The 18,295-nt window shown below is 70.9% G+C and carries 18 protein-coding genes and 1 pseudogene; 7 read left to right on the top strand and 12 right to left on the bottom strand.

Annotated features, from left to right (window positions below):
• Nucleotides 1–442, bottom strand: a 442-nt coding sequence (locus tag CSC66_RS13605; protein WP_162377940.1) for an IS110 family RNA-guided transposase, incomplete at its 3' end; no start/stop codon positions are given.
• 384 nt (nt 443–826) lie between these two features.
• On the opposite strand from CSC66_RS13605, the gene CSC66_RS13600 reads away from it, so the two are divergent.
• The 5 genes from CSC66_RS13600 to CSC66_RS13585 all read left to right on the top strand — a co-directional run bounded on the left by CSC66_RS13600 (nt 827) and on the right by CSC66_RS13585 (nt 2,778).
• Nucleotides 827–1,303, top strand: coding sequence for a cupin domain-containing protein (locus CSC66_RS13600; RefSeq protein WP_162377939.1), 477 nt, complete (start codon nt 827–829; stop codon nt 1,301–1,303).
• Nucleotides 1,290–1,712, top strand: a complete 423-nt coding sequence (locus CSC66_RS13595; RefSeq protein WP_162377938.1) for a RidA family protein — start codon at nt 1,290–1,292, stop codon at nt 1,710–1,712. The genes CSC66_RS13600 and CSC66_RS13595 overlap by 14 nt, the downstream gene beginning before the upstream one ends.
• 70 nt (nt 1,713–1,782) lie before the next feature.
• A complete protein-coding gene (locus tag CSC66_RS17470; RefSeq protein WP_202935653.1) occupies nt 1,783–1,947 on the top strand; it encodes a hypothetical protein in 165 nt (54 codons plus the stop codon).
• Nucleotides 1,948–2,313 carry a GNAT family N-acetyltransferase gene (locus CSC66_RS17465; protein WP_338016025.1) on the top strand — a complete coding sequence of 122 codons (366 nt, stop codon included), beginning with the start codon at nt 1,948–1,950 and terminating at the stop codon, nt 2,311–2,313. It begins immediately after the preceding gene.
• A gap of 72 nt (nt 2,314–2,385) precedes the next feature.
• Nucleotides 2,386–2,778 (top strand): GFA family protein, encoded by a 393-nt coding sequence (locus tag CSC66_RS13585; protein ID WP_338016024.1) that lies wholly within the window; start codon nt 2,386–2,388, stop codon nt 2,776–2,778.
• 35 nt (nt 2,779–2,813) lie between these two features.
• On the opposite strand, the gene CSC66_RS13580 is transcribed toward CSC66_RS13585, so the two are convergent.
• Genes CSC66_RS13580 through CSC66_RS13570 form a run of 3 tightly spaced genes read right to left on the bottom strand, consistent with a single transcriptional unit; the run spans nt 2,814 to nt 5,099 of the window.
• The gene (locus CSC66_RS13580) at nt 2,814–3,182 is read right to left on the bottom strand and encodes a response regulator (RefSeq protein ID WP_162377936.1); all 369 of its coding nucleotides are present in this window, start codon (nt 3,180–3,182) and stop codon (nt 2,814–2,816) included.
• Complete coding sequence (locus tag CSC66_RS13575) at nt 3,179–4,309, bottom strand: two-component system sensor histidine kinase NtrB (RefSeq protein ID WP_162377935.1); 1,131 nt, start codon at nt 4,307–4,309, stop codon at nt 3,179–3,181. Before CSC66_RS13575 ends, CSC66_RS13580 begins: the two co-directional genes overlap by 4 nt.
• 37 nt (nt 4,310–4,346) lie before the next feature.
• Nucleotides 4,347–5,099 (bottom strand): response regulator transcription factor, encoded by a 753-nt coding sequence (locus CSC66_RS13570; RefSeq protein WP_162377934.1) that lies wholly within the window; start codon nt 5,097–5,099, stop codon nt 4,347–4,349.
• 157 nt (nt 5,100–5,256) lie between these two features.
• Here CSC66_RS13570 and CSC66_RS13565 point away from each other — a divergent pair, with 157 nt between their 5' ends.
• Entirely contained in the window at nt 5,257–6,468 is a 1,212-nt protein-coding gene (locus CSC66_RS13565) for an NAD(P)/FAD-dependent oxidoreductase (protein WP_162377933.1), read from the top strand.
• 120 nt (nt 6,469–6,588) lie between these two features.
• On the opposite strand, the gene CSC66_RS13560 is transcribed toward CSC66_RS13565, so the two are convergent.
• Both CSC66_RS13560 and CSC66_RS13555 read right to left on the bottom strand, forming a co-directional pair.
• Nucleotides 6,589–6,831: a hypothetical protein gene (locus CSC66_RS13560; RefSeq protein WP_162377932.1), complete on the bottom strand. Its 243-nt coding sequence runs from the start codon at nt 6,829–6,831 to the stop codon at nt 6,589–6,591.
• 37 nt (nt 6,832–6,868) lie between these two features.
• The gene (locus CSC66_RS13555) at nt 6,869–7,066 is read right to left on the bottom strand and encodes a hypothetical protein (RefSeq protein WP_162377848.1); all 198 of its coding nucleotides are present in this window, start codon (nt 7,064–7,066) and stop codon (nt 6,869–6,871) included.
• Nucleotides 7,067–7,246: 180 nt separating this feature from the next.
• Between CSC66_RS13555 and CSC66_RS13550 the strand changes: the two genes are divergently transcribed.
• Nucleotides 7,247–7,684 (top strand): response regulator, encoded by a 438-nt coding sequence (locus CSC66_RS13550; RefSeq protein WP_162377931.1) that lies wholly within the window; start codon nt 7,247–7,249, stop codon nt 7,682–7,684.
• A 15-nt stretch (nt 7,685–7,699) separates the two neighbouring features.
• Here the strand turns inward: CSC66_RS13550 and CSC66_RS13545 are convergent, their stop codons facing one another.
• The 6 genes and pseudogenes from CSC66_RS13545 to CSC66_RS13525 form a co-directional block, all read right to left on the bottom strand.
• Entirely contained in the window at nt 7,700–8,866 is a 1,167-nt protein-coding gene (locus CSC66_RS13545) for an endo-1,4-beta-xylanase (RefSeq protein WP_202935651.1), read from the bottom strand.
• A 50-nt stretch (nt 8,867–8,916) separates the two neighbouring features.
• The gene (locus CSC66_RS17630) at nt 8,917–9,654 is read right to left on the bottom strand and encodes a ThuA domain-containing protein (RefSeq protein ID WP_238394401.1); all 738 of its coding nucleotides are present in this window, start codon (nt 9,652–9,654) and stop codon (nt 8,917–8,919) included.
• Between the two features lie 48 nt (nt 9,655–9,702).
• A pseudogene (gene galB, locus CSC66_RS13540) lies at nt 9,703–12,495 on the bottom strand (beta-galactosidase GalB); the annotation flags it as partial.
• A gap of 71 nt (nt 12,496–12,566) precedes the next feature.
• Nucleotides 12,567–13,991, bottom strand: a complete 1,425-nt coding sequence (gene uxaC / locus CSC66_RS13535) for a glucuronate isomerase (RefSeq protein ID WP_162377929.1) — start codon at nt 13,989–13,991, stop codon at nt 12,567–12,569.
• A gap of 33 nt (nt 13,992–14,024) precedes the next feature.
• On the bottom strand, nt 14,025–16,886 hold the full coding sequence (locus CSC66_RS13530; RefSeq protein WP_162377928.1) for a glycosyl hydrolase 115 family protein: 2,862 nt from the start codon (nt 16,884–16,886) through the stop codon (nt 14,025–14,027).
• 77 nt (nt 16,887–16,963) lie between these two features.
• Nucleotides 16,964–18,268 carry an MFS transporter gene (locus tag CSC66_RS13525; RefSeq protein WP_162377927.1) on the bottom strand — a complete coding sequence of 435 codons (1,305 nt, stop codon included), beginning with the start codon at nt 18,266–18,268 and terminating at the stop codon, nt 16,964–16,966.
• Nucleotides 18,269–18,295: the final 27 nt, after the last annotated feature.

The raw sequence follows: 18,295 nt of genomic DNA, 5'->3' as shown, positions 1-18,295 counted from the left end.
CCCCGAATTCGCGCAGCACGCCGCGCAGCAGGTTGGTCGTGGCGGTGCGCTCGGCCTTGAGGTGTTCGCGTAGCCGGTGCAGCGCCTGGATGCCCTGTTGCTCGGGTGTCTTCACCGGCACGCCGGCAATGTTGCCGCAGCGGTCCGCTTCCAGTATCCCGGCCACGTCGTTGCGGTCGGTCTTGTTGCCCCGCACATACGGGCGTACGTCGCGGGCGGGCAGCAACCGCACCGCATGTCCCAGGCGCTGGAAGCGCCGGGCCCAGTAATGCGCGCTGCCGCAGGCCTCCATCAGTACCCGCAGCGGTGGGCGCTGCTCCAAGGCCCGGGCGAAGGCCCGGCGCGACAGGCGCTTGCGCTCCACGACCCTGCCCCGGTCGTCGGCGAAGGCCAGCTCGAAGACCTCTTTTGCCAGGTCGATGGCAACGGTACTAGCATGCATGGCGTGGACTCCTCTCGTGATCCCGTGTCCCGATCCAGTATCGGTCTGGCTCATCGAAGCCGTGTGGTGACGCGGGAGGAGTCCATCCCATCATTCAAGCCGACGCGGTAGTTCCTTCGCTTCAGTGGACACCCTGGCCTAACCCTCAGTAGTGCTTCCATGGCAACGCCCGGCCCCAGAACAATCGGCGGTTACAGAGACGAATCAAAGCTCCTGCCATTCGCCTAAGCGACTGGCAGGGCGGCTCAGTGGATCGGCGAAGGAAGAGTTCACGGTGCGGCGCGTACGCTGTGTGTCCCGATCGTCCGTCGAAGCGGTCCCGACTGGGCCCCGCTGAACGCAAGCGTCGAGTGGCGCTGTCGGTCTTGAGCGCCTGGAGGGTCTATGACATCCAAGTTCCCGTCCGCCGGTGAGTACTCGTCCGAGCGCGCCAGGTTCGCCGCTTGCGGTGTCGTCGATGTCCGGGCGATCCAGGCCGAGGTCAACGAAGCCTATCGAAACCAGGTCCTGCTCGACGTCAACGACGATTGCCTGCGCATGGCCGTGTTCGAGGGCGAGTACCGCTGGCACCACCATCCCGATACCGATGAACTGTTCCTGGTGGTGGATGGCGAGTTGCACATCGAGTTCGCCGGCGGTGAAGAGGCCATACTGCGCCCATGGCAGTGCCTGGTGGTGCCGGCTGGAGTGGTCCATCGCACCCGTGCCGTTGGCCGCACCGTCAACCTGACGTTTGAACGCCAGGGCGGGCAGGCGGTGTTTGTCGATCCGCCGTCTGGCGGTTCGACCAAGACGGCGCTGCTTCCTGGCGATACCGCGTTCCAGCAGCCCACAAGAGGAAATCCAGATGGCCCCCCGTGACGCCGTTTTCCCCGCTGGTCGGCATGACCTCTACTCCTCGCAGACCTATTCCGCGGCGATAAGGTCGGGTGATCTTCTGTTCGTGTCCGGCCAGGTCGGAAGCCGCAGCGATGGCTCCCCCGAGCCGGACTTCGAGGCCCAGGTGCGCCTGGCATTCGCCAATCTCGAGGCGACCCTGCGGGCAGGTGGGTGTGGGTTCGACGACATCGTCGATGTGACGACCTTCCATACCGATCCGGAGAACCAGTTCGGGACGATCATGGCTATCAAGGGCGAGGTCTTCCCCGAGGCGCCTTATCCGAACTGGACGGCGATAGGCGTCAACTGGCTCGCGGGGTTCGACTTCGAGATCAAGGTCATCGCCCGTATCCCCGGGGGAGTGCCCGCAAGTGGCGACCGTGCCGCCTGACCATGCAAGCAAGCCGATGTCGCCTGGTGGGCCGGCTTGAGTCACGCATTGACGGAGGGGAGCACAGGGCATGGTAGGTGAAGTCAGCATCCGGCGCGCCAGCCCCGGCGATGAGGCCGCACTGTCGCTGGTGGGCCAGGCCACGTTCCTCGAGACGTTCGCGGGCGTGCTGGATGGCGCGGCGATCGTCGGCCATTGCGCGGGCGCGCACGGAGCGGCCCGTTACCGCGACTGACTGGAGGACCCCCGCGCCGGCGTGTGGCTGGTGGAGGCGCCGGCCGGCGGCGCGCCGGTGGGCTATCTGGTCGTCACGCCGCCGGACCTGGCGGTGGCGAACCCGGACGAGGACCTCGAGCTCAAGCGCATCTACCTGCTCGGCCGCTACCAGGGCGGTGGGGCGGGCAAGCGGCTGCTCGCGCAGGCCGTGGAGTTCGCCCGTGCCACCGGGGCGGTGCGCCTGCTGCTGGGTGTGTATGCGGGCAACGAGGCGGCACTGGGCTTCTACCTCAAGCAGGGGTTCTCGCATGTCGCCGAGCGGACGTTCCACGTCGGCGGGAAGGCGTACGATGACCACGTGCTGGCGCTCAGGCTCGGCACCTAGGTCGTGGTCGCAGGCGAACGTGGCCTGCGACGCGACCGGGCTCCCGCGATGGCTTCACCACGGAAACGGATGATGGAACGGATCGCCTCCTGCAGTTGTGGCCAGCTCACCGCCCGCGTCGTCGGCGAACCGGTGCGGGTGTCGATCTGCCACTGCCTGGCCTGCCAGCGGCGCACCGGGGGTCCGTTCAGCGCGCAGGCGCGGTTCCCGCGCGCGGACGTCGCCCCTGCCGGCGAGTCGTCGCAGTACGTGCAGGCGGGCGACGAAGGCCCGGGCGCGCGCTTCCATTTCTGCCCCCGATGCGGGGCTACCGTCTACTACGAGCCGCTCGGCCTGCCGGACTACGTCAGCATTCCGATAGGCGCGTTCGCCGATCCGCGTTTCCCGGCGCCGACCGTGTCGGTGTACGAGGAGCGCATGCATGCCTGGGTCGTGCCACCGGCTGCGGTCGAGCACTTCCGGTAGTCGGCCGAGTGGGCCAGGGCCGTCGCCTGGGCGGATCAGGCCGCCGCGCTGGGCTGCGCGCCGTCGGCCAGCATCGCCAGCAGGTCGGGCACGCGGAACGGCTTGGTCATGAACAGCGCGTCGTCCGGCAGCGCCGGCAACTGCGAGGTCGCGTAGCCGGACATCAGCACCATGCGGCAGCCCGGGCGCGATTGCCGCGCGGCCTGGGCCACGTCCAGCCCGCTGACGCCGCCGGGCATGCTGATGTCGCTGACCACGAAGTCGAAGCCGCCGTGCTCTTCGAGCAGGCGCAGTGCCTCGCGGCCGTCCTCGGCCCGCACCACCTCGTAGCCGGCGTCTTCCAGGGCCATGGTGGTGACGGTGCGCAGGAGCGGGTCGTCTTCGACGTAGAGCAGGCGGGTCATGGGGCAGGGTCCGGTATCGGGAGGGCGAGGGTGACGCGGGTGCCGCGCCCGGGCTCGCTGTCGATGAAGGCGAAGCCGCCGGACTGGCTGGCGAAGCCGAACACCTGGCTCAGGCCCAGGCCGCTGCCGTGGCCGACGTCCTTGGTGGTGAAGAACGGCTCCATCGCGCGCAGCCGCACTTCCTCGTCCATGCCGGGGCCGTCGTCGGCGACGGTGATGTAGACGTAGTCGGTGCCCTCGCGGGCCTCGACGTGCTCGCGCGGGTCCGGTCGCGCGTGCCGGGTCGAGATGCGGATGGTGCCGGGCGACTGCAGCGCGTCGCGCGCGTTGCCCACGAGGTTGAGCAGGGCCGCCTCGAGTTGTCCGGCGTCGACCATCACCGGCGGCACCTCGGACAGGGCGAACTCGCACTGGGTGATGGCGCCGGCGGCGCGGCGGTAGACGTCGGCCGCATCGAACACCAGCGCATTGACGTCATGCAGCGCCGGCGCCAGCCGCTGCCCGCGGGCGAAGGCCAGCATCTGCAGGGTCAGGCGCTGGCCGCGCTCGGTGGCCTGGCGGGCCACGTCGACCAGGCGCTGGCGGCGGGCCTCGTCGGCGCCGGGCAGCAAGTCCAGGCTGGCGGTGACCACCGCCAGCAGGTTGTTGAAGTCGTGCGCCAGGCCGAGGCTGAGCTGGCCCAGCGCGTTGATCCGCTGCACCTGCGCCAGCGAATGCTGCGCCGCCCGCAGCTGCTGCTGGGCGGTGTAGCGCTCGGTGATGTCGCGGGTGATCTTGGCGAAGCCCACGTGCCGGCCCTCGTGCCAGATCGCGTCGATCACGATGTTGGCGCGGAAGCGCGAGCCGTCCTTGCGCACGCGCCAGCCCTCGGCCTCGTAGCGGCCCTCGCGCGCGGCGGTCGCCAGGGCCCTGCCCGGCTCGCCGGCGGCGCGGTCCTCGGCGGTGTAGAACTTCGAGAAGTGCTCCCCGATCACCTCGGCGTCGGAGTAGCCCTTGATCCGTTCACCGCCGGTGTTCCAGCTGAGGATGACGCCCGACGGGTCGAGCATGTAGATCGCATAATCGGTGACCCCGGACAGCAGCAGGTGCTCGGGGTCCACCGGGAACCGCATGGCGGGTCGGCTCATGCGCGCACGGCGTCGGGCGGGTGCTGGCGGATCCGGCTCAGGCGGCGACCGGATCGGCGCTGGCGGCCGGCTGGGCCGCGGCGGCCTTCTGCACGGGGCGGGCGAGGTCGGCCATGCGGTAGCCGGCGCTCTGCACGGTATGCAGCAGCGGAGTGTCGAAGCCCTTGTCGATGACCTTGCGCAGGTTGTAGAGGTGGCTGCGCAGGGTGTCCGAGTCGGGCAGGCTGGTGCCCCAGATCTCGCCCTCGATCTCGCGCCGGGTGACCACGCGCGGGGATTCGCGCATCAGGATATGCAGCAGCTTGGTCCCGATCGGCGAGACCATCAGTTCCTGGCCGGCGCGGGTGACGCGGTGGCTGGCCGGATCGAACACCAGGTCGCCCACGGTCAGGACCTGCTGGCCCAGCTCCTTGCGGTTGCGGCGCATCACCGCGCGCAGGCGCGCATCCAGCTCCTGCGCGGCGAACGGCTTGGTCAGGTAGTCGTCGGCGCCGTTGTCCAGGCCGGCGAGCTTGTCGTCCAGGGTGTCGCGGGCCGTGAGCATGATCACCGGGGTCGAGTTGCGCGCTTCGCCACGCAGGCGGCGGCACACTTCCAGCCCGTCCAGGCGCGGCAGGTTGCCGTCCAGGACGATGGCGTCGTAGTGGTTCTCCGCGGCCAGGCGGTAGCCCTCCAGGCCGTCGGCGGCGTAGTCGACATCGAAGCCCTGGCTTTCCAGGTAGTTGCCGAGCGTCTCGGCGAGGCTGCGGTTGTCCTCGACGATCAGGACGATTCCGGTGGTCTGGCGCATGGTCGGTTCCGGGGTGGGAAGTTCAGTTTGGTGAAACTGCCGAACCGGCCGTCGTGGCTGCGTGAAGCCCACGCCATCGGGAGCCGGTGCGACCCGCGGCCTTCACCCGGCGCACCGGCCTGCGCTGGGAGCATGCGTGCCCACTTCGGAGTCAGGCATGGATCTCAAGAGCGGTTACCCGTACTGGGCGGTGAAGAACGGCTTGATGAAGCCGTTCCCGCGGCTGGAGGCCGACCAGCGCTGCGACGTGGCGATCGTCGGCGGCGGCATCACCGGCGCGCTGATCGCGCGGGCGATGGCCGGCGAGGGGCTGGACGTGGCGGTGGTCGAACAGCGCGACATCGGCTGGGGCAGCACCGCCGCCAGCACCGCGCTGCTGCAGTACGAGATCGACACCCACCTGGTCGACCTGGCCAGGCGCCACGGCGAGGCGCAGGCCGCGCTCGCCTACCGCGCGTGCGTCGATGCGCTGGAGCAGCTGCGCGCGATCGCCGCGCCTTGGCGCGACGTGGAGTTCGCGCGCAACGGGAGCCTGTACTTCGCCAGCCGGCGGCGCGACGTCCGTGCCCTCCGCGAGGAGCATGCCGCGCGCACCCGGCACGGGATCGCGGTCGAGTACCTCTCGCGCGAGGCGCTGCGCCGCGAGTACGGCCTCGATGCGCCCGCCGCGCTGCTCAGCGCCGACGGCGCGCGGGTGGACCCGTACCGGCTCGCCCACCGCCTGCTGCAGCGCCTGCAGGGCGAGGGCGTGGCGGTGTTCGACCGCACCCGGATGCTCGATTTCGAGGTCGGCACGCGTACGGTGACGTTGCGGATGGAGCACGGGCCGGTGGTCCGCGCCGGCCACCTGGTCCTGGCGGCCGGCTATGCCAGCCAGCACTGGCTGGCCGAGGCGGTGGCGCGCAACCGCAGCAGCTACGCGCTGATCAGCGATCCGCTGGGCGAGGGCGAGCTCGGTTTCCTGCAGGACACGCTGCTGTGGGAGACGGCGCGCCCGTACCTGTACGCACGCTCGACCGCCGATCGCCGCTTGTTGCTGGGCGGTGAGGACGACGCGGTCGACGTGCCCGCGCGACGCGACGCACGGGTGGAGAAGAAGGCGCGCACGCTGCTCAAGCGCTTCGGCGCGCTGTTCCCGCAGCTGCAGCTGACCCCGGCGTTCTCCTGGGCCGGCACCTTCGCCGAGACCGGCGACGGGCTGCCGTTCTTCGGCCCGCACCGGCAGTGGGGGCCGCGGGTGCATTTCGCGATGGCCTATGGCGGCAACGGCATCACCTACAGCGTGCTGGGCGCGGGGCTGCTGGCCGCGCTGGTCAAGCGTCGATCGCATCCGCTGCAGGCGTTGTTCGGATTCGGGCGCGGAGCATGAGTGCAACGGCATTCCGCGTCCCCGACGCGCGAACCGACCCGGACGCGGCGTGGGCCGCGTGTGGCCACCGGCGCCCGGCCGCCTGCCGATTGCCCCCGCCGGGCCGGGTCGCCGCGGCCCTCAGTCGCCGGTCGGGCAGGGCTCGCCCTCGGTCTCGCCCGGCACCAGGCCGGCGGCGGCCAGCATGCAGTTCAGGCGGCCGGTGACGTAGGCGCGGTGTTCCTCCGGCACGGATTCGTTGAGGGGCCCGGCTTCACGGGCGAACGCGGCCAGCACCTGGTCGGCGGGCAGCTGCCCTACCAGCATCGGCAGCCGCTGCTGCAGGCGCTCAAGTTCGGCATCGATGTCGGGACGCGTATGCATGGCGGCGCTCCGGTCGGGACCGATGGCGGCGGCAGGCTCAGCGCGGGACGGCCGTGCCGGCATCGGGATAGTCGTGTTCGGGATCGGGCCGGTCGCTGCGCGGATCGTCGGGCTGGTCGTGGTCCTTCCAGCGTGCCTTGTCGTTGCGCAGCTTGTCGGCGGCGGGCACGTGCGCCTCGTCGCTGCGACGGTTGGGGCGGGTGGCGGGCGGGGTCGTGGCTTGGTCGCGCGTCATCGCGTGCTCCCGGGTGGGCGTGGGCCGATTGCACCGCGAACGCCGTCATCGGGCGGTGAGTCCGGGGTACAGGAAAGGCAAATCGCCGGCGCCGTTCAGCCCCCGGTCGTGGTGATGAACAGGCGAGGCCGGCCATGCGCTACCCTCATGCCACGTCACAACGCCACAACGGATGCACCCATGGACAGGTTCAAGACGATCCTGCTGGTCGAAGACAGCCCCGCCGATGCGGAGATGGCCATCGACGCGCTGCGCGAGGCCAAGCTGGCCAACCCGATCGTGCATGTCGAGGACGGCGCCGAGGCGCTGGACTACCTGCACTGCAAGGGCGCGTTCGCGGGCCGCTCGCCCGAGAACCCGGCGCTGGTGCTGCTCGACATCCACATGCCGCGGGTGAACGGGCTGGACCTGCTGCGCCAGGTCCGTGCCGACGAGCGGCTGCGGACCATGCCGGTGGTGATCCTCACCTCGTCGCGCGAAGACCGCGACCTGGTCGACAGCTGGAACCTAGGCGTGAACGCCTACGTGGTCAAGCCGGTGGACGACAGCCAGTTCCTCGACGCGGTCAAGACCCTGGGCTACTTCTGGGCGGTGGTGAACGCCGGGCCGGAGCAGTAGGCCGGCGGCGCGCGCTCAGTCGCGCGCGGGCACGGCCAGCACCGCCTCCAGCGCCGGCTTGGGCCGGTAGTCGCGGTCGAACAGCAGCGGGTAGTTGGTCCGGTGCGGGATCGGGTAGCCGTTCTTCCACGACATCGCATCGTGCACGCCCCATACGCTGACCCGGTCGATCACATCGCGGCGGCGGTGGAAGAGTTCGAACAGTTCGGCGTAGCGCGCGGCCAGCCGCTCCTGCACCGCAGCCGGCAGGCCGTCCCGGTACGGATCGAGGAAGCGCTTGAACTCGGGCAGCTGGAACTGCGGATGCATCATGCCCTGGCCGATGATCTGGCCCTCCTTGGTCAGCGGCAGCACGTCCACGTCCAGCTCGGTGATCATCACCTTGACCCCGAGCGCGGCGTAGGCGTCGATCGCCGCCTCGATGTCGGCCGTGGCCGGGTAGTCCAGGCCCCAGTGGCCCTGGATGCCGATGCCGTCGATGCGGATGCCATGCGCCTGCAGCATCTTCACCATGCGCACGATGCCGTCGCGCTTCTCGGGTCGCCAGGCGTTGAAGTCGTTGTAGTACAGCTCGGCATCCGGCGCGTAGCGGGCGGCATGGGTGAAGGCCAGGCGCATGAGTTCGTCGCCATCGCCGATGCCCTTGACCCAGGTGGTGTCGCGGTACCGGCCGTCCTCGCCGATCTGCTCGTTGACCACGTCCCAGGCATCGACGCGCCCGGCATAGCGGCCGGCGACCGCCTCGATGTACTGGCGCATGCGCTCGGCCAGCGCCTCGCGCCCCACCGGCGTGCCATCGGCCTGTTTGAAGAGCCACTCAGGGGTCTGGTTGTGCCAGACCAGGGTGTGGCCGACGATGAACATGCCGTGCTGCTCGCCGAACGCGACGAAGGCGTCGGCGGCGGCGAAGTCGTACTCGCCCGGACGCGGGTTGAGCACCTCGGCCTTCATCGAGTTCTCCAGCGTGATCGCGTTGAAGTGCCGCGGCACCAGCGCCTGCGCGCGCGCGTCGCGGCCGCTGACGATGTCGTCGTTGACCGCGGTGCCGAGCAGGAAGGCGTCGGCGAAGGCCTGCTTCAGCGGCGGTGCGGCGGAGCGCTGCGGCGTTGCGCCGTGGCCGGCGGGAACGACGCCGGCCAGCAGCGCCAGCAGGGTCAGGGTCATGGGGTAGTGCCTGCTCATCGGGTGGTCCTTGCGGTGGCGCCGTGCGGACGTCGGCGCATGGCCGTGGATCAGTCGCAGCCGTCGCGGCGGGCCTCGGCCGCCCAGCCGAGCGCGCCATCGATCATCCGCAGGTGCAAAGGTTCGGCATAGGTTTCGGCCTTGTGCCCGAGCGCGGAATAGAACACGCGGCCCTGGCCGATGCAGCGGGTCCACACGACCGGGTGGTCGCCCATGCGCTGGCCCGGTTCGGGTGCGTAGCTGCCTTCGTCCAGGCGCGCCAGGATCCGGGTGCCATGGCCACTCGGCACGCGGTCGAAGGCGTACCACTCCTCCTCGCGTTGCCAGCGTGCCGGCAGCGGGCGCATCGCCGGGTGCGCCGGTTCGGCGACCTCGACCACGCCCTGCTGGAACTGCGGCGAGTAGGTGTGGCCGATGAACTGCGCGCCGAGCACGGTATCGACGTACCAGCGCCAGTCATAACGGGGATCGCCGCCGGCGCCGTGCAGGGCGAGCAGGCTGCCGCCCTGCTCCAGCCAGTGGCGGAAGGCGTCGCGCTGGGTGGGCAGGAAGATGTCGCCACTGGTGCTGTTGAGCACGACCACGTCGAAGCGGGCCAGCGCGACGGGATTGAACACTGCGGCATTCTCGGTGACGAACACGTCCCAGCCGCGCGCTTCGGCCAGCGTGCGCACTGCGGCATTGGCGGCCTGGATCTGCGCGTCGTCGCGGAAGCCATTAGTCTTGGAGAACACCAGCACCGCATGCTCGCGCCCGAATGTCGGCAGCTCCGGCGGCAGCGTGTCCATCACCGGCGTCGGCCAGTGGCGCGGATCCTTGACGTAAGGCCGGCCACCGACCTGCAGCGTGGCGCTGGCGCCCCGCAACCTGCCGGACTCGGCGCGCACGGTGAGCGTGCCCTGGGCGCCGGGCGTGCCGGCGACAATCGCCAGCGCCAGGCCGCCGAAGGCATCGCGCCCGGGCGAGGGAAACGGGGTCATGTCGGTGGCGTCGCCGTTGTCGGTGGCGACGATCCGGCCAGGGCCGTCGACGCTGAAGCGGATGCGGTCGCTGGCGTCGGGCACCGGGTTGCCCTCGGCGTCGACGATGCGCACCGTGGCGAAGGCCAGGTCGCGGCCGTCGCCGGCGATGTGGCCGCGGTCGAGCGACAGCTCCAGCCTCGCCGGCGCACCGGCGGTACGCACGGTTTCGCTGGCCCACGCCTTGCCGTCGCGGTACGCCTGCACGCGCACTTCGCCGGGCTGGTAGACCACCTGGTCCCAGCGCAGGCGGTAGTCCTCGGCACCCGGCGCGCGCCCTGCGGCCAGGTTCGCCGCGGCGGTCTTCTTCCTGCGTCCCTGCGAGACGCCGTTGACGAACAGCTCGGCTTCGTCGCCGGAGGTGAACACATGCACCGGCGTCACCGCGCCCTCGCGCCCCGGCCAGGTCCAGTGCGGCAGGATGTGCGCCATCGGCAGGTCCGGGCGCCAGCGCGACTGGTAGAGGAAGTAGCGGTCCTTCGGGAAGCCGGCCAGGTCGACGATGCCGCTGTAGGAGCTGCGCGAGTCGTAGTACGGCGTGGGCTCGCCCAGGTAGTCGAAGCCGTTCCAGACGAATTCGCCGGCCACGTAGGGATGGCGGTCGAGCGTGGCGAAGACCTTGTCGGCGCTGGAACCGAAATCCACCGCGTGCAACTCGTAGCTGCTGACCTGGCGGATCGTCGAATCGCCGCCGCGGCCGTCGCGCACCGGTGCGCTCATCTGCTGCGACACCGGGAACAGGTACACGCCGCGGCTGCTGAAGGCCGAGGCGGTCTCGCTGCCGAAGATCACCTTCCCCGGGAACGCTTCCCGGAACGCCGGGTACGAAGGTGGCGTGCGGATCCGCTCGGTGCCCTCGAACTCCGGGTCCTGGCGGATGCCTTCGCCCTGGTAGTTGAGGTTGATGACGTCGAACGCCGCGGGGAAGGGCATGTCGGCCTTGGCCCAGTTCATCGAGGCGGTGGCCGGGCGGGTCGGATCCTCCTCGCGCACGATCCGCACCAGCGCGCGGCCGATCGCCGCGCCGGCCTCGCCGTCGTACTGCTCGCCGACCTCGTTGCCGACGCTCCACAGGATCACCGAAGGATGATTGCGGTCGCGGCGCAGCATCGCGCGCAGGTCGGCCTCGTGCCACTCGGGGAAGACCAGGTGGAAATCCAGCGGGGTCTTCTTCTTTTCCCAGGAATCGAACACCTCGTCGACGACCAGGAAGCCCATGCGGTCGGTGAGCTCGAGCAGCTGCGGATCGGGCGGGTTGTGCGCCAGGCGGATGGCGTTCACGCCCATCCCGCGCAGGATCTCCAGCTGGCGCTCGGCGGCGCGGACGTTGAACGCCGCGCCCAGCGCGCCGAGGTCGTGGTGCTGGTTCACCCCGCGCAACGGGATGTGCTCGCCGTTGACGACCACGCCGCGGCCGGGATCCCAGCGCACCTCGCGGATGCCGAAGCGGGTTTCGTAGCGGTCGACGATGCGGCCGTCCCGTGCCACGGTAGTGATGGCGGCGTAGCGGTGCGGTTGCTGGGTCGGTGGCGGGCCCCACAGGCGCGGGTTGTCGATGCGCGTGGACGACTGCAGGCGCGCGCTGGCGCCGGCGGCTACGTCCAGGGATTGCGGCGGGATCCGCGCGACCGGCTCGCCCTGCTGCGCGCCGGATGCATCGAGCGCGAAGATTTCGCTGGCCACCTGCAGCCGTGCGCCGTCGCCGCCGGTATTGTCCACGTCCACGCGCAGGCTCACCGTCGCCGACGCCTCCGACACCGCGCTGGTGGTCACGTAGGTGCCCCACTGGCCGACATGCACCGGGTCGGTCACGGTCAGCCACACGTCGCGGTAGAGGCCGCCACCGGGGTACCAGCGCGCCGATTCGGGCGGGTTGTCCAGGCGGATGGCGAGCTGGTTGCGGCCGCCGAATTCCACGTACGGCGTCAGGTCCACGCGCCAGGAGTTGTAGCCGTAGGGCCAGCCACCGACCAGCCGGCCATTGAGCCACACGGTCGCGTAGGACATCGCGCCGCCGATGTCGAGGAACACACGGCGTCCGGCCATGGCGGCGGGAATGTCGAGCGCGCGGCGGTACCAGCCCACGCCCCAGCTCGGCAGCCGGCCCATGCCGCCGTACGGCCCCTCCTCGATGAACGGACCGGCGATGGCCCAGTCGTGCGGCAGGGTCACCTCTTCCCAGCCGCTGTCGTCAAAGCCCGGCCGCAGGAAAGCCACGTCGCCGACCTCCGGCGCGGCCGCCGGTCGCACGTGGCGTCGCGCCGGATCGGCGATGAAGGCGTTCGCGGTGGGCAGGATCCAGGGCTTGAGTACCGGCCGCGACGCGGCGACCTTCACGGCCGCGTCCGGGCGGGCATCGGCGACTTTGCCGTCCGCGCTCTGCACCACCTCCGGCCGCACGTCGTAGTCGAGCCTGCCATCGACGCCGGGCGGGTCGCCACGGTGGAAGCGCCAGCCGTCGTCGAGGCGGAGGTGTTCGCGCGGAAGCGACCCGGCGGGCGCGGCCGATGCCGGCATGGCCAGGCACGCGACCATCACCACACCCAGCCAGGCGGCCACCGTAGAGCGGGGCTTGCCCCGCTGTGCCTTGCCTGTGCCCGGCACGGTCATCGGAGGGCAGCGGGGCAAGCCCCGCTCTACGTGTCGTGACCCCGGCGGACACAGCGCAGGCGCTGGCGCGCTCACAGCCGGTACGCGCGCTTGGGCAGGTGGTAGGCCAGGTCGATCGCCACGTCCATCGCTTCGTCCTCGTCGATCCGATGCTCGGCCACCAGCCTGGCCAGCACCGCGCAGTCGATGCGGCGGGCGACGTCGTGGCGTGCCGGAATCGACAGGAACGCACGGGTGTCGTCGTTGAAGCCGATGGTGTTGTAGAAGCCGGCCGTGGCCAGGGTCTGCTCGCGGAAGCGCCACATGCCTTCGGGCGCGTCGTGGAACCACCAGGCCGGCCCGAGGAACAGGCACGGGTAGTGGCCGGCCAGCGGGCCGAGCTCGCGCGAGTAGGTGCTCTCGTCGAGGGTGAACAGGACCAGGGTGAAGCCGGGCTCGTTGCCGAAGCGGTCCAGCAGCGGCTTGAGCGCGTGCACGTACTCGGTGCGCAACGGGATGTCGGCGCCCTTGTCGCGCCCGAAGCGCTCGAACAGGCCGCGGTTGTGGTTGCGGAAGCAGCCGGGATGGATCTGCATCACCAGGCCGTCGTCCAGGCTCATCGCCGCCATCTCGGTCAGCACCTGGGCGCGGAAAAGCTCGGCCTCGGCGGCGGTGAAGCGGCCGGACACGACCTTGGCGAACAGCATGCGCGCCTCGTCGGGCGGCAGGTCGGCGGTTGCGCAGGTCGGGTGGCCGTGGTCGGAGGAGGTCGCGCCCATCGAGGCGAAGAATGCGCGGCGCTGCCGGTGCGCGCGCAGGTAGCCCTGCCAGCTGTGCACGTCCTCGCCGGTGAGCTCGCCGAAGCGGCGCAGCGCCTCGGGGAACTGCTCGTGCTCCGGGTCGACCACCGCATCGGGGCGGTAGGCGGTGATGACGCGGCCCTTCCAGCCGCTGGCGCGGATCGCGGCATGGTGTTCGAGCGGATCCAGCGGCGACTCGGTGGTGGCGATCACCTCGATGCCGAAGCGCTCGAACAGCGCGCGCGGCCGGAACTGCGGGGTCTGCAGCGCGGCGGTGATGGTGTCGTAGTACTCGTCGGCGGTGCCGGCGTCCAGGCGCGTGCGCAGGCCGAACACGTCGTGGAAGACATGGTTGAGCCACATCGACGAGGGCGTGCCGCGGAACAGGTGGAAGCGCTCGGCGAACACGCGCCAGGCCGCGCGCGGATCGACCGCCCCTCTTGATCCATCCGCCCGGGGAATGCCCAGCGCGTCCAGCGGCACGCCCTGGCTGTAGAGCATGCGGAACACGTAGTGGTCCGGGACCAGCAGCAGCTCGGTGGCGTTGGCGAAGGCCTCGTCGCCGGCGAACCAGGCCGGATCGGTATGCCCGTGCGGGCTGATGATCGGCAAGCCGGCGACCTGGGTATACAGGCGCCGCGCGATCGAACGCTGCGCCGGGTCGGACGGGAACAGGCGGTCGGGATGCAGGTGCAGGGGCTTGGCGTCGGAGGTCATGGCGGATCGATCCTGCGGAGCGGGAGGTGCGCGTCAGCGGCGCGTGCTTTCGGGCGGCCCGAGGGTGGTGGGTGGCAGCGGCCGGCGCACGACCTCGATGCGCTGGAACACCAGGCCCGGGTCCACCAGCCACAGCTTGAGCGTGTTGGCGCCGGCGCGCACGCGGTGGCGCGAGGTCGCCGCATGGGCGTTGTCGATCACCGCCGCCTCCCAGGCGCGGAAATCGGGATCGCCGGGGGTCGGATCCAGGCGCATGCGGACCACCTGCGGGCTCTCGTCGTCGATGGACAGCGCGTAGCGCAGGCCGCCACGGTGGCGGATGTCCAGGGTCGGCGAAAGAACCACCCTCACCTCCACCTCGCCGTCGTGGTCCATCACCAGCGGATACTCCAGGCGCGCGCCGTCGCCGCCGGGCGTGGCCGGGGCGCCGGTCGCCGGCCAGGCGGTGACGCCCGACAGGGTGCGGCCGAGGTTCGGCACCACCTGCCACTGGCCGTCCGCCGGCGCCACGGCCTGGGCATGGTGCTGGGCCTCGATCGCGACCACGCCGTTGCCCTCGACGAAGCCACGCGCGCCGCGGTGCGCCGGTGGCTTGTGCACCGGCACGACGACGGTGACCTCGGTCCAGTCCTTGCCGCGGATGTGGATCCGGCCCTCGTGCTCGCCTTCCGGCAGCGCGGCCCAGTCGACCCTTATATCCAGCGCTTGCGTGTCGACGACCTCGCCGGAGGCGGGCGACACCTTCAGCCATGGGGTGCGGGTGGAAGCGGTGAAGCCGATGGGCTGACGGCCGCCATTGAACACGACCACCTCGCGGGTCGGCGCGGCGACCGGGTCGAGCACCGGCAGGCGCGCGCTGGCCAGCGGCACCGGCCAGCGCCGCGCATCGCCCTCGATGGCCACGCCGGTCACGCCCTTCTCGGGGACGTCGACCGTGGCCAGCGCCGGCAGGAGGTTGCGCTCGGGCGACTGCCAGTGGGTATAGCCGATGCGCGGCTGCGACATCATGCTCGTCCACTTGCCGCCGGCGATCTCGTGCTCGTAGACGCGCTGCAGCTCGGCGTCGCGCGCGAACAGCTCGCGCGCCTTGTCGGCCCAGGCATTGGCCGAGGCGCGGCCCTGCGCGGCGTAGAGGCGGTTGCGGCCCACCGCCACGTGCAGGTGGTTGAGGTTGGCGCTGGCCAGCACCGGATACTCGACCAGCTGGTACCAGGCATCGCGTTGGCTGGCGGGGATCTTCGCGCCGAGCAGCAGGGTGCGCCCGACCAGCGCGTTCCAGCCGGCGAGCACGCGCTCGGCTTCGCGCTCGTGGACCAGGCTCCAGGTGTCGGGCGAGATCAGCTCGGGTTTGCGGCGCGCGTTGTACTGGGTGTAGCGGGTGAGTATCTCGCCGATGTCCTTCGCGTGCTCCGGCCCGAACTGCTCGGCCGCCCAGGCCGCCGGATAGCCTTCGATCCATGCCAGGTCGGCCGCGTCCGGGTCCCAGGCCTGGTCGAGGAAGGCGCTGATCGGCAGTTCCATCGGCTTGATGTCGCCGACGTTGACGACCCACAGCCGCTCCACGCCGTGCGCCCACGCCAGCCGCATCTGTTCCCAGCTGCGCTCGACCTGGGTGGTGTTGAGCCACTTGTAGTTGCGCGGGCCGCCGACGTAGTCGAAGTGGTAGTACACGCCATAGCCGCCGGCGCGCCGGCTGGCCGGGTCGGGCAGCCGGCGGATGTTGCCCCAGTTGTCGTCGGCGAACAGCAGGGTGACGTCGTCGGGCACGCGCATGCCGGCGTCGTAGTAGTCCTGCACTTCCTTGTACAGCGCCCAGACCTGCGGGGTCGCCTCGGCCGGCTTGCCGGTGGCGTCGGCGATGATCCTGCGCTGGTCGGCGACGATGCGTTCGAGCAGGGCCGTGGCGGTGCCTTCGGTCATGGCTTCGTCGCCGTCGCCACGCATGCCCAGGGTGGCCACCGCCTCGCGGCCCTGCAGGCGCTCGATCCCGCCACGCCAGAACCGCTGGAGCGTGGCGGCGTTCTTCGTGTAGTCCCACGGTCCCTTGCCGTAGCGGTCCCACTCGTCGTGGGCGCGCATCATCGGTTCGTGGTGGCTGGTGCCGATGACCACGCCGTACTCGTCGGCCATCTCCGCGTTGCGCGGATCGTCGTCGTAGAACGCGCGCGGCTGCCACATCGCCGGCCACAGGTAGTTGGCCTTGTGCCGCAGCAGCAGCTGGAACACGCGCTCGTAGAACTGGTGGTTCGGACCGCCGTAGGTGGCCCTGATCCAGCCGCCCAGCGCCGGTTCCTCGTCGTTGATGAAGATGCCGCGGTACCGGACCTTCGGTGCGTCCACGAAACGGCCGGGCGCGACGTGCAGGGTGGGGCGGACGGGGGGTGGCACGTCGGCCCACCAGATCCACGGCGACACGCCGATCCGGCGCGACAGTTCGTACAGGCCGAAGGCCGTGCCCCGCCGGTCGGCACCGACCACCAGCAGGGCGCGGTCGATGCCCGGTTCGGGATTGTCGACCACCTGCAGGAGGTAGGCTTCCCAGGTGCCGGCGACGCCGGTGGTGTCCACCTGGCCCTCGCGCACGATCCGGTCGATCCGCGCGCTGTGGCCCAGGGTGCCGGCGATGACCGCCATGGGCGGGTCCGCGGCGTCGGCGGCCGGGCTGCCGGCGACCGCGGCCAGGTCGTCGCGCAAGGCCTGCGCGGCGCGCTGCACCGCGGTGAAGTCGCCTGCATCGACCAGCACCGGCAGCGGCGTGCCGCGTTCGATCAGCGCAAGGCCGCCGTCGCCGCGCGCTTCGCATACGGCGGCCGGCGCCGCGCAGTCGCGGGCGGCCAGCGCGGTGCCCGGCAGCAGGGCGGCGCAGAACATCAGGGCGAGGCGTTGCAGCATCATCGCGGGTCTCTCGGTACCTGCGGACCGCGGCGACACGGGAACATCGCGGTCACGCCATGGACGGGTTGGGCGCGGGCCTAGCCGCTGGGCGGCCGCGGCATGTCGAACGGCGCCGGTTCCAGCCGGGGCGCCAGCAGGTGCACGCACAGCAGCGCGACCAGGTAGGCCGAGCCGGCGATGAGGAAGATCGTGGCGTAGCTGCCGGTGGACTGCAGCTGGCTGCCGGTGAAGTACGACATGCCCATGCCGCCGAAGGCGCCGGCAAAGCCGCCGATGCCCACGACCGATGCCACCGTCTGCCGCGGGAACATGTCCGAAGGCAGGGTCAGCACGTTGGCCGACCAGCCCTGGTGGCCGGCCATCGCCAGGCCGATCAGGCCCACCGCCAGCCACAGGTTGTCGACCTGGGTGACCAGGATCACGGGCGCCACGCACAACGCGCACACCAGCATCGCGCTCTTGCGCGCGCGGTTCGCGCTCCAGCCCAGGCGCATGAAGCGCCCCGCGAGCCAGCCGCCGGCGATGGAGCCCACGTCGGCCATCAGGTAGACCACGATCATCGGCAGGCCGATCTTCGCCAGCGACAGCTCGTACTCGGACGCCAGGAACTTGCCCAGCCAGAACAGGAACAGCCACCACACCGGGTCGGTGATGAACTTCGCCGCGACGAACGCCCAGGCCTGGCGGTGGCGCAGCAGCTGCAGCCACGGTACCTTGACCGCCGGTTCGGGCGGATCGCTGCGGATGTGCGCCAGTTCGGCCGCCGACAGCTTCGGGTGCTGGTCCGGCGTGCGGTAGAACACCAGCCATGTCACCAGCCAGGCGGCGCTGAGCACGCCGGTGCACAGGAACGCCGCCTGCCAGCCCCACGCCGCCGCCACGATCGGCACCATCAGCGGCGCGACGATCGCGCCGATGTTGGAACCGGCATTGAAGATGCCGACGGCGAACGCGCGCTCGCGCCGCGGGAACCACTCGGCCACGGTCTTGATCGCCGCGGGGAAATTGCCGGCCTCGCCCAGGCCGAGCATGAAGCGGGCGACGACGAAGCCGGCCACGCTGGCCGCCAGTGCATGGCCCATCGCCGCCAGCGACCACACGCTGATCGCCAGCGCATAGCCGATCCTCGTGCCGAAGCGGTCGATCAGCGCGCCGGCGCAGAGCAGGCCGATCGCATAGGCGCCCTGGAAGGCCATGACGATGTAGCCGTACTGGATCTCGCTCCAGCCGATCTCGTCCTGCAGGAACGGCGCCAGCACGCCCAGTACCTGGCGGTCGATGTAGTTGATCGTGGTCGCCGCCAGCAGCATCGCGCAGACGCGCCAGCGGTAGCGTCCGCCCGGCCGTGCCGCCGCGGTCGCGGCCGCGGTACCGCTGCTCATGCCGCTGCCTCGCCGACGCGCCGGCCC

This window comes from Pseudoxanthomonas kaohsiungensis (assembly GCF_010211765.1).
In the GTDB taxonomy this organism is placed as follows: Bacteria; Pseudomonadota; Gammaproteobacteria; order Xanthomonadales; family Xanthomonadaceae; genus Pseudoxanthomonas; species Pseudoxanthomonas kaohsiungensis.
This window is presented reverse-complemented; position numbering and strand designations above follow the sequence as displayed.

Coding starts and splice junctions, on each gene's coding strand:
- CSC66_RS13600 (WP_162377939.1), top strand. CDS start 827: ATGACATCCAAGTTCCCGTCCGCCGGTGAGTACTCGTCCGAGCGCGCC.
- CSC66_RS13595 (WP_162377938.1), top strand. CDS start 1,290: ATGGCCCCCCGTGACGCCGTTTTCCCCGCTGGTCGGCATGACCTCTAC.
- CSC66_RS17470 (WP_202935653.1), top strand. CDS start 1,783: ATGGTAGGTGAAGTCAGCATCCGGCGCGCCAGCCCCGGCGATGAGGCC.
- CSC66_RS13585 (WP_338016024.1), top strand. CDS start 2,386: ATGGAACGGATCGCCTCCTGCAGTTGTGGCCAGCTCACCGCCCGCGTC.
- CSC66_RS13580 (WP_162377936.1), bottom strand. CDS start 3,182: ATGACCCGCCTGCTCTACGTCGAAGACGACCCGCTCCTGCGCACCGTC.
- CSC66_RS13575 (WP_162377935.1), bottom strand. CDS start 4,309: ATGAGCCGACCCGCCATGCGGTTCCCGGTGGACCCCGAGCACCTGCTG.
- CSC66_RS13570 (WP_162377934.1), bottom strand. CDS start 5,099: ATGCGCCAGACCACCGGAATCGTCCTGATCGTCGAGGACAACCGCAGC.
- CSC66_RS13565 (WP_162377933.1), top strand. CDS start 5,257: ATGGATCTCAAGAGCGGTTACCCGTACTGGGCGGTGAAGAACGGCTTG.
- CSC66_RS13560 (WP_162377932.1), bottom strand. CDS start 6,831: ATGCATACGCGTCCCGACATCGATGCCGAACTTGAGCGCCTGCAGCAG.
- CSC66_RS13555 (WP_162377848.1), bottom strand. CDS start 7,066: ATGACGCGCGACCAAGCCACGACCCCGCCCGCCACCCGCCCCAACCGT.
- CSC66_RS13550 (WP_162377931.1), top strand. CDS start 7,247: ATGGACAGGTTCAAGACGATCCTGCTGGTCGAAGACAGCCCCGCCGAT.
- CSC66_RS13545 (WP_202935651.1), bottom strand. CDS start 8,866: ATGAGCAGGCACTACCCCATGACCCTGACCCTGCTGGCGCTGCTGGCC.
- CSC66_RS17630 (WP_238394401.1), bottom strand. CDS start 9,654: ATGGACACGCTGCCGCCGGAGCTGCCGACATTCGGGCGCGAGCATGCG.
- uxaC (WP_162377929.1), bottom strand. CDS start 13,991: ATGACCTCCGACGCCAAGCCCCTGCACCTGCATCCCGACCGCCTGTTC.
- CSC66_RS13530 (WP_162377928.1), bottom strand. CDS start 16,886: ATGATGCTGCAACGCCTCGCCCTGATGTTCTGCGCCGCCCTGCTGCCG.
- CSC66_RS13525 (WP_162377927.1), bottom strand. CDS start 18,268: ATGAGCAGCGGTACCGCGGCCGCGACCGCGGCGGCACGGCCGGGCGGA.